7 protein-coding genes and 1 pseudogene are annotated in these 9,261 nt (G+C 66.0%); 2 read left to right on the top strand and 6 right to left on the bottom strand.

Features of this window, described 5'->3' with window-relative positions:
• The coding region (locus AS156_RS22230) for a chloride channel protein (protein WP_245313005.1) at positions 1 to 1,164 on the top strand (1,164 nt) is incomplete at its 5' end.
• A gap of 215 nt (positions 1,165 to 1,379) precedes the next feature.
• Here the strand turns inward: AS156_RS22230 and AS156_RS22225 are convergent.
• The 6 genes and pseudogenes from AS156_RS22225 to AS156_RS22205 all read right to left on the bottom strand — a co-directional run bounded on the left by AS156_RS22225 (position 1,380) and on the right by AS156_RS22205 (position 8,163).
• On the bottom strand, positions 1,380 to 2,357 hold the full coding sequence (locus tag AS156_RS22225; protein ID WP_066508705.1) for a peptidyl-alpha-hydroxyglycine alpha-amidating lyase family protein: 978 nt from the start codon (positions 2,355 to 2,357) through the stop codon (positions 1,380 to 1,382).
• A gap of 125 nt (positions 2,358 to 2,482) precedes the next feature.
• Positions 2,483 to 4,270, bottom strand: coding sequence for a flavin-containing monooxygenase (locus AS156_RS22220; RefSeq protein ID WP_066508784.1), 1,788 nt, complete (start codon positions 4,268 to 4,270; stop codon positions 2,483 to 2,485).
• Between the two features lie 97 nt (positions 4,271 to 4,367).
• Positions 4,368 to 5,456, bottom strand: coding sequence for a DUF2855 family protein (locus AS156_RS22215; RefSeq protein WP_066508703.1), 1,089 nt, complete (start codon positions 5,454 to 5,456; stop codon positions 4,368 to 4,370).
• Positions 5,457 to 5,551: 95 nt separating this feature from the next.
• A pseudogene (locus AS156_RS22210) lies at positions 5,552 to 6,560 on the bottom strand (AMP-binding protein); the annotation flags it as partial.
• A gap of 2 nt (positions 6,561 to 6,562) precedes the next feature.
• Positions 6,563 to 7,067 (bottom strand): AMP-binding protein (locus AS156_RS44745; RefSeq protein WP_430641807.1); only part of this gene is annotated, 505 nt, incomplete at its 3' end.
• Positions 7,068 to 7,191: 124 nt separating this feature from the next.
• Positions 7,192 to 8,163 carry an NAD(P)H-dependent flavin oxidoreductase gene (locus AS156_RS22205; protein WP_066508701.1) on the bottom strand — a complete coding sequence of 324 codons (972 nt, stop codon included), beginning with the start codon at positions 8,161 to 8,163 and terminating at the stop codon, positions 7,192 to 7,194.
• Positions 8,164 to 8,344: 181 nt separating this feature from the next.
• On the opposite strand from AS156_RS22205, the gene AS156_RS22200 reads away from it, so the two are divergent.
• Positions 8,345 to 9,232: a LysR family transcriptional regulator gene (locus AS156_RS22200; RefSeq protein ID WP_066508693.1), complete on the top strand. Its 888-nt coding sequence runs from the start codon at positions 8,345 to 8,347 to the stop codon at positions 9,230 to 9,232.
• Positions 9,233 to 9,261: the final 29 nt, after the last annotated feature.

The raw sequence follows: 9,261 nt of genomic DNA, 5'->3' as shown, positions 1-9,261 counted from the left end.
CCGGCGAGCCTCACCCCGGTCGGCGTCGCGGCGGTCACCGGCTATTTCGTCGCCCACGCCTTCTCACCCCTGACGCTCGGCGTCGGGGTCGGCACCGTCGGCGACGTGCTCGGGCGCGACCTTGCGATCGCCACGCTGCTCGGCGTGATCGCAGCCCTGACCGGCATCGCGATCATGCGCGGGGTGACGCTGTGCGAGACGATCCTGACGAAGATCCGGCTCTGGCCGCCGCTGCGGCCGGCGCTCGGAGGGATTGCGGTCGGCGCGATGGCGCTGGTGACGCCGCAGGTGATGTCGTCGGGTCACGGCGCGCTGCATGTCGCAGGTATCGTGGCGATGCCGCTCGCCGTCATCGCCGGCATCTTCGGACTGAAGGCGATGGCTTCCATCGTCTCGCTCGGCAGCGGCTTCCGCGGCGGGTTGTTCTTCGCCACGCTGTTCATGGGCGCGCTCGGCGGCCGGCTGTTCGCCGCCGGCGTCGACGTGGTGTGGCCGGGCCAGAACCTCGATCCAAACGCCTATGCGGTGATCGGCATGAGCGCGCTGTCGGCCTCGGTGATCGGCGGCCCGCTGACGATGTCGTTCATCGCGCTGGAATCGACCGGCAATCTCTGGCTCACCACCGCGGTGCTGGTCGCGGTCATCATCTCGACCATGATCACGCGCGAATTGTTCGGCTATTCGTTCGCGACCTGGCGGCTGCATCTGCGCGGCGAGACCATCCGCAGCGCCGCCGATATCGGCTGGATCCGCGATCTCACCGTCGGCAAGATGATGCGGCAGGACATGACGACGGTGGATGCCGCAATCCCGATCAAGGTTTTCCGCGAGAAATTCCCACCGGGCTCGAAGACGCAGGTCGTCGCGGTCGACGGCCAGGGCTGTTATGCGGGACTGGCCGTGGTCGCGGACGCCCATGCGCCCGATATCGCTGCGGACAAGCGGCTGGCGTCCATCCTGCGTTACGCGGACGTGGTGCTGCATCCGGTGATGAACATCCAGGAGGCAATCGCGGTGTTCGACGCTGCCGAGGCCGAGTCGCTCGCGGTGATCGAGGGCGACGGCGACCGGCGGCCGATCGGCCTGCTCACCGAGGCGCACGCGATGCGGCGCTACGCGGAAGAATCCGAGCAGCGGCGGCGCGAGGTGATCGGGGAGATTTGATGTCGTCGGCGCGATCGGTGTGCGCGCTCGCCGCTAGTTCGTCATTGCGAGCGAAGCGAAGCAATCCATTGCGCGGCATACGCGGAAGCATGGATTGCTTCGTCGCTTCAGCGCAAATTGCTTCGCAATTTTGTCGCGAGCTCCTCGCAATGACGGGCGGCAAAGATTCACAAGCTCTCAGGGTGACGGGACTGGGATGCTTCGGTGTGTGAAGACTATGCCCGAACCCTCTCTAATTTCTGCAAGCAGCGCGTCACGCGCACCACGGCCGGCATCTCGACATCAGGAAAACTGGTCTTCCAGTCGGTGACGCCGACTTCGCCGACATAAATGTCGCCGCGCGAATCGAGCGCGATGCCGTGCGGCGCCAGGAATTTTCCGGTCTCGACGCCAGGGCCGTGCTCGCCGCCGAGACGCGCGATGCGGTTGCCCTTGGCGTCGACGATCGACAGCCGCGGGCCGAGATTGGGCACCTTGCGGTTGACCGGCATGCCGGGGCCGAGCTCGCCGATGATGAAGTTCGGCTGCTTGCCGCCGCCGCAACAGCACAGCGCGCAGGGCCGGTGCAGATTATTCCACTGCGTCTCGTATCTGCCGTTGCCGTCGAACACCTGCACTCGGTGGTTCTCGCGATCGGCGACATAGACGAAGCCGTCGGCGTCGGTTGCAATGTTGTGCACGATGTTGAACTGGCCGGGATCGGTGCCGGGCTCGCCCCAGGTTTTGATCAGCCTGCCGTCCGGCGTGTATTTGTGGACGCAGGCATTGCCGTAGCCGTCGGACACATAGATCTCGCCCGTCGGCGAGAGTGCCGTGTGGGTGCAGCGGTGGAACGGCTCGCCGCTCATGAACGGCGCCGGCTTGTTCGGGATGCCGATGGTCAGCAGCACCTTGCCGTCGGTGGAGCATTTGCGCACGGTGTGGTCGCCGTCATCGGTGCAATAGAGATTGTCGTCGGTGTCGATGTGCAGGCCGTGGGCCCGGGAGAACAGGCCTTCGCCCCAGCTTCTGATGAAATTGCCCTCGCGGTCGAGCACCACCATCGGATGGGTGCCGCGATTGAAGACATAGATGCGGTCCTTGCTGTCGACCGCGACCGACGCGACGTCGGTGAGGCTCCAGCCGTCGGGCAGTTTCGCGAAGTTCTCCACCACGCGGTAGCGATGTTCACCGGTGCCGAGGATGGCTGGCATGTTGTCTCTCCTCTGGGATGTCGTTCCGGGGCGATGCGCAGCATCGGACCTCAGATGCGCAATTGCGCATCGGGGAATCTAGAGATTCCGGGTTCGTCCTTCGGACGCCCGGAATGACGGCGTTGCTATTTGAGAGCTGCCACCGGCCCGACGTCGCGCGGCAAGAGGCCGGCCTCGATCGCCTTGATCTGCAGCGCGAGGTATCGCGAGTTGATGCGGCATTGCGCGAGGCTGCCGGCGATGAACCACAGGCCGGGCTGCGGCGTGCGGGTGTACATGTTGCGCAGCTCCTGGCCGTCGCCGAAGCCCCAGATCGGACCGACCTTCGCGGCCATCGCATCGCCGAATAATCTTCGCACAAGCTCTTCCTGCGGCCGGTAGCCGGTCGCGAGCACGATAAGGTCGGCGGCGACCGTCTCGCCGCTCCTCAGCCGCGCCCCTTCGCGCACGAAAGTCTCGATGTCGGAAAATTGCTTCAGCTTGATCGCGCCGCTTGCGACGAGATCGGAGCAGCCGACGTTGAAGTAGTAGCCGCCGCCGCGGGTGAGGTACTTGAACTGCCAGCCGGTGCCGCCGTCGCCGAAGTCGAGCTTGAAGCCGACGCGTGCAAGGCCGTCGAGCAACGGCTTGTCGAGTTCCTTCGATTGCTCGGTCATCAGCACGTGGCTGCGCTTGGCGAGCGCGAGCGGCATCGAGGTCGCGATCAAATCGTTGTCCTCGAGCGTGCCTTCGTTGTAGGCGGCATAGGCGAGCTGCGCCGACGGCTCGATATTGGTGATCAGGGTCGAAGAGCGCTGCACCAGCGTGACCTCGGCGCCGGAGGAGTGCAGGTCCTGTGCGATGTCGTGGCCGCTATTGCCGGTGCCGATCACCAGCGCGCGCTTGCCGGCCCAGTCCTCGCCGTCCTCGTAATGGCTGGAATGCATCACCTTGCCGGCGAAGTTCTGCAGTTGGGGAATATCGGGCAGGCTCGGAATGCCGCTGACGCCGGTCGCCATCACGACATGGCGCGGCTGCATCCTGCGCGTCGTGCCGTCGGTGCGGCGCAGTTCGACATTCCAACGTCCGCTCGCCTCGTCATAGCTGCCGCCCGCGAATTCCGTGCCGGTCCAGAAGTTCAGCTCCATGGCGTCGACGTAAGCTTCGAACCAGTTGGCGAGCTTGTCCTTCGGGATATAGACCGGCCAGTTCGGCGGGAACGGCATGTAGGGCAGATGATTGACCTGCACCTGGTTGTGCAGGGTCAGCGCGTGATAGCGCTTGCGCCAATTGTCGCCGACGCGCGCCTCGCGGTCGACGATCAGCGCGTCCACGCCGAGCTGCTTGAGCCGCGCCGCGATTGCGAGCCCCGCCTGTCCGCCGCCGACCACGAGCACATCGGGGTCCCGGTCGGCATAGTCGGCGGACGCCTTGCGCAGGTCGAGCCAGTTCGGCCCGCGGAAGTCGCGCGAATAGGCTTTGCCGCGCGGCCGTGTATGGCCCTGCTGCTCCTCAAAGCCCTTGAGTTCCTCGAGTGCGGTGAGCAGCGTCCAGGCCTTCAGCCGGTTGTCGTCGGCGGCATCGGGGATCAGCCGCACGATGCCGTGGCCGCGGCCGATCGCTGTCTCGAACTTGAAGATCGCCTCGATGGCTTGCGTGCCCGCGCGCATCACCCGCCGAGGCGCCGCGCGATCGGCATCGATGCGGAAGCAGTTGGGTCTGCTGCGGCGCGCATGCGCGGGCAGTTCCTCGATGATGGCAAAGCCGCGATTGACGGTCTGGATGTTCCAGCTCAGCGCCAGCACGTCGCGCCAGTGGCTGTCCGGATGGAACAGCGGTTTGAGCAGCACATCGTCGGGGCTTGCCAGTGCGTCCTCGAACTGCACAAGCCAATTGTCGGCGGCAACCGAAATGTCGTCCGTCTTGTCGAGCATCAGGCGTCTCTCGTCATCGGCCGTCTGGGCGGCGTTCACATGGCCCAAGCCTATACCCATTCCGCAGGCGTGCGGAACGGGCGTGACGGGATGCCGCCTATTCGGCCAGCGACAGGATCAAGCCTTGCTGCGGCGGAACGCGGCCCTGCAGGGTATCGAGATAAGCTTCGCGCACCGCGGAGGGTCCGCGCCGCTCGATCACCTCGAGCCACTCCGGCAGCAGCGGCGCCAGTTCCGCCCATGCCGCGCCGAACCGCTGATCGACGCCACCCGGTCCCCATTCCTTGGCGCGCTTGCGGATCTGGTCGGGCGCGAAGAACCAGACTGGCTTGGCGCCGGGCAAAGTCGGCTCGTCTGGTTCGCTCGCGCGATGGGTCAGTCCGACCCGGCCGGAATAGACCATCTGCGCGCCGAAGTGCTGGTGCAGGGTCTCGCGCAGCGCGCTGTTGCCCGCCATGTCGACATAGGCGACGGGCTGAGCTGACGGCATCGCGGCGACGCGGTCATAGGTGATGACCTCGTCGTAGCAGCCGAGCGATTTGACGAAATCGACATTGCCCTTGGACGTCAGCCCGATCACCCTGATACCCGGCCGCTTGTGCAGGAGATGCGCGAGACCGAACGCGGTCTTGCTGGAGGCCGACGACAGGATGACACTGCGGGCGCCGTAGAAATCATTCTCGGCCAGGAAGTCATCGACCAGGAACGACAGCATGAACAAGGGCAGCAGCAGTGCGCGGTAATCGCCCTGCCGTCCTGCATAGGTTGGATCGCCGGAGACGCGGGCATAGGCGTTGTAGACCGGCGACACGCCTTGCCGGTGCGCGGCCGCATCGCGCAGGCCGCGCTTAGTCACGTCGCTGGCCTCGATGACCAGATGCGTTGCCATCGGAAAATAGCCGAACAGCGTCTCGCCGACCGCGACGTTCGGATGTTTCGAGGCGATCACCTCGCCGAAGCCCCAGACCGGGATGTTGCCGTAGCCATCCGGCGCCGGGAACAATTGCCAATACTTCAATTCCTCGCCGATCACGGCGTAGGTGATGTTGTTGGCGGTGAGCGCGAAGCGCGTGACCTTGACCAGCAACGCGTCGGCCGGCAGCGCCGCCGCGTCAGGTAGTTGCGTCTCGATCACCTTGCTTTGCTGCAGATCGTTGCGGATGACGATGAAGTCGGTGGAGTTCATGAGGGCCTCCCGGCTCCGGATACGCCCGCATCATTGCGTCGAGCGATGATCCTTTTGCAACAGCAACAAAGTTTGAAACGCTGTTCGCTTCGCCGTCACCGCGCGGCGTGCAGCTGCCCGTCGCGGTGGAGATCGCGCAGCTTGCGCTTGAAGATCTTGCCGGTGGCTTCGCGAGGCAGCGCGTCCATGAACTCGATGTCCCGAGGCACCTTGAAGTTGGCGAGCTTGCCGCGCAGGAAATCCTGCACGGCGGCGACCGACAGCGCTGCACCTGCTTCCGGCTCGATGCACGCAAACAGCCGCTCGCCATATTCGACGTCGGGTACGCCGAACACCGCGCAGTCGCGCACGCCGTCCATGCCGATCAGCGCATTCTCGATCTCGGCGGGATAGACGTTGACGCCGCCCGAGATCACCATGTCGCGCTTGCGGTCGCACAGGAACAGATAGCCGTCCGCGTCGAGATAGCCGACATCGCCGACGCTCACGAGGCCGTCGCGATCGGCCTCGGCGCGTGCCTTGGCGTTGCCGTGGTAATCGAAATCCGACGTCGCCGTCTGGCGCATGAAGATCTCGCCGGGCTCGTTGACATCGCATAGCGAGCCGTCGGGGCGGAAGATCTTCACGATGCCGCCCTCGATGGCGCGTCCCACCGTGCCGGGCTTTGCGAGTGCTTCCGCGGCCGAATGCCAGACCGGGATGCCGGTCTCGGTCGAGCCGAAATATTCGTTCACCACCGGTCCCCACCAGTCGATCATCGCGCGCTTGACGTCCGCGGGGCAGGGCGCCGCGCCATGAACGATGAAGCGCAGCGACGACAGATCGTAGCGGCGGCGTGTCTCCTCCGGCAGGCGCAACAGCCGCACGAACATGGTCGGCACCATGTGCATGTGGGTGACGCGGTGACGCTCGGTCAATTGCAGCAGGTCCTCGGGGTCGAAGCGCGGCTCGAGCACGATGGTGCAGCCGTTGCGGAAGGCGAGCATGCCGTAGGAGTGCGGGGCCGAATGATACATCGGCCCGTTCATCAGGATGACTTGATCCTCGTTCGGCTTGATGCCGTAGCTGATCGCGCCGACGCGCGCGGCGGCCGCCTGCTGCTCGNNTGCGCCGCACGCCCTTCGGCAGGCCCGTGGTGCCCGATGTGTAGAACATCGGCGCCGCGCCGATGGGCGCATCGGTGAGCGGCTGTTGCGTGTCGCGCCAGCGGTCCCAGTCGGTCGCGCCCTCAGGCACCTGCGCGAGCGCCGCAGTCACGCCATAGGCGGCGGCGATTTCCGGCGGCGTCGCCACCACCAGCAGCTTGATCCCGGCTGGCAGGCCGTCCTTGATCTGCGGCAACAGATCGGCGTGGCAGACCAGCGTATCGGCGCCGCTGTCGGAGAGGATGTAGGCGACCTCCTCGGCCTTCAGATGCCAGTTGATCGGCACCACCGGGCTGCCGAGCGCGGCCGAGGCGGCCACCACCTCGAACAACGCAAAATCATTGCGCAGCATCATGCCGACCGGCTTGCCGTCGCGCACGCCGAGCGCCCGGAAACCGGTGGCCGCCCGCGCAATGCGGGCGTGAATGTCAGCGTAGCTGATCTGTCTGTCGCCGCTGATGATCATGTTCTGTGTGTCCTGGCGGTCGATACGGCCGAAGCTGACGCAGCTTTGCCGTCGAACCGGCAAGCTGCAACGGTAGATAAGCGTCCCGTTCGATATTATTATGCCGGGACGAGCCTGGATGGCGTCAGGCGCTGGCCCGCAGGAAGTCGCTGCGCGCGGCGGCGAATTCCGACTTCAGCCGCTCGACGAGCTCGGCGACCGGCGGGGCGTCGGTGATCTGACCGATGCCCTGGCCCGAGCCCCAGATGTCGCGCCAGGCCTTGGCCTTCGTGTTGCCGCCGGAGCCGAAATTCATCTTGGATTTGTCGGCGACCGGCAGATTGTCGGGATCGAGCCCCGCCGCCGCGATCGACGGCCCGAGGTAGTTGCCGTGCACGCCGGTGAACAGGTTCGAATAGACGATGTCGTGCGCGGCATGTTCGGTCAGCGCCTGCTTGTATCTGACATCGGCATTGGCCTCCGCGGTCGCGATGAAGCGGGTGCCCATATAGGCGAGGTCGGCGCCGAGGGCGAGCGCGGATGCGATGCTCCAGCCGTCGGAGATTGCGCCCGACAGCAGGATCGTGCCCTTGAACCATTGCTTGACCTCGCGCACCAGCGCGAACGGCGACAGCGTGCCGGCATGTCCGCCGGCGCCGGCGCAGACCAGGATCAGGCCGTCGACGCCCTGCTCGGCGGCCTTGCGCGCGTGCTTCACGTTGATGACGTCGTGGAACACCACGCCGCCGTAGGAATGCGCGGCCTCGGCGATCTCGGACGGCGGCCGCAAGGAGGTGATGATCACGGGCACCTTGTGCTTCACGCAGGTTTCCATGTCGCGCATCAGGCGGTCGTTGGAGGCGTGGCAGATCTGGTTGACCGCGTAGGGCGCGACCTTCTTCTCCGGATGCAGGGCCTGGTACTCGCCGAGTTCATTCTCGATCTGGGTCAGCCACTCGCCGAGTTTCTCGGCGGGGCGGGCGTTCAGCGCCGGGAACGAGCCGACGATGCCGGCCTTGCACTGCGCGATCACCAGCTCAGGCCCGGACACAATGAACAGCGGCGAGCCGACGACCGGCAGTTCGAGCTTGTTGGCGAGGGAAGCGGGCAACGGCATCTTTCGGGGTCCTCCATGCGTATGCCGGCTGGTCTGTGGCCAGACGGATCGCGTGCGTGTTGCGATGGCTGGAGCGGCAGCTCTCTTTTGCGGGCCAATATAAGGCTGGACGGCTGCCGGATGGCGTTCAATATTGAACGATCATCGCATCAGGAATGAACACGCTAATCACAGGGATCGCATGGACTGGGAGCTTTGCAAGACGTTCGTGGCTGTTGCGGAGACGCGCAGCCTCGCCGGGGCCGCACGCCGCCTGCGCATCAGCCACCCGACTGTCGGCCGCAACGTGGCGGCGCTGGAGAAGCAACTCGGCACCCGCCTGTTCGCCCGCTCCAATGACGGCCTGTCGCTGACCTCACAAGGCCGCAAGTTCCGCGAGCACGCCGAAGCGATGGCGGCAGCGGCGCTGCGCGCCGAGGCGGCGGCGTCCGCCACCGGTGAGCAGGCCCGCGGCGTCGTGAAGCTGTCGATCGGCGCGACGCTCGCTGCGCACTGGCTGATGCCGCGTCTCGGGCCGTTCCTGCGCGACCACGCCAATATCCAGCTCGAGATCATCACCCATCCGTTCCCGGCGAGCGTCCGTCGCCGCGAGGCCGATGTGGTGCTGCGTCCCGTCGATGCCGGCGAGGAGAACCTGATTGGACGCAGGATCGGGCGGCTCGGCACCGGCTTCTACGCCTCGCGCGACTATGCGGCGGGGCGCAAGCTGCCGGAGCGCCGCGACGAGTGGAGGGGCCACAGCGTGATCGGGTTTGCCGACCAGACATCGAATGCGCATCTGGCGCGCTGGAGCGATGTCATCACGCGGCAGGGCACGCTGGTGATGCGCTGCTCCTCGCAGGGCGACATGCTCGCGGCGGTACGCGCCGGGCTCGGCATCTCCGCGCTGTCCTGCCTGGTGGCCGTCGACTATCCGGAGTTGGTGCGGGTCGCGCCGCAAAAGCTCAGCAGCGTCTCCGATCTCTGGCTGCTCGCGCACCCCGATCTGGTGGATCTGCCTGCGGTGCGCGCCGTGATCGGCTTCGTCACCGATTGCGCCCGCGAAGACCGCGTCAGGCTGCGCGGGTAGCGGTACAATTTTCACTCGGAATGGTCTGA

It is taken from the genome of Bradyrhizobium macuxiense, assembly GCF_001542415.1.
GTDB lineage: Bacteria > Pseudomonadota > Alphaproteobacteria > Rhizobiales > Xanthobacteraceae > Bradyrhizobium > Bradyrhizobium macuxiense.
The sequence above is the reverse complement of the archived record's forward strand: the minus strand, read 5'-3'. Positions and strand labels throughout refer to the sequence as shown.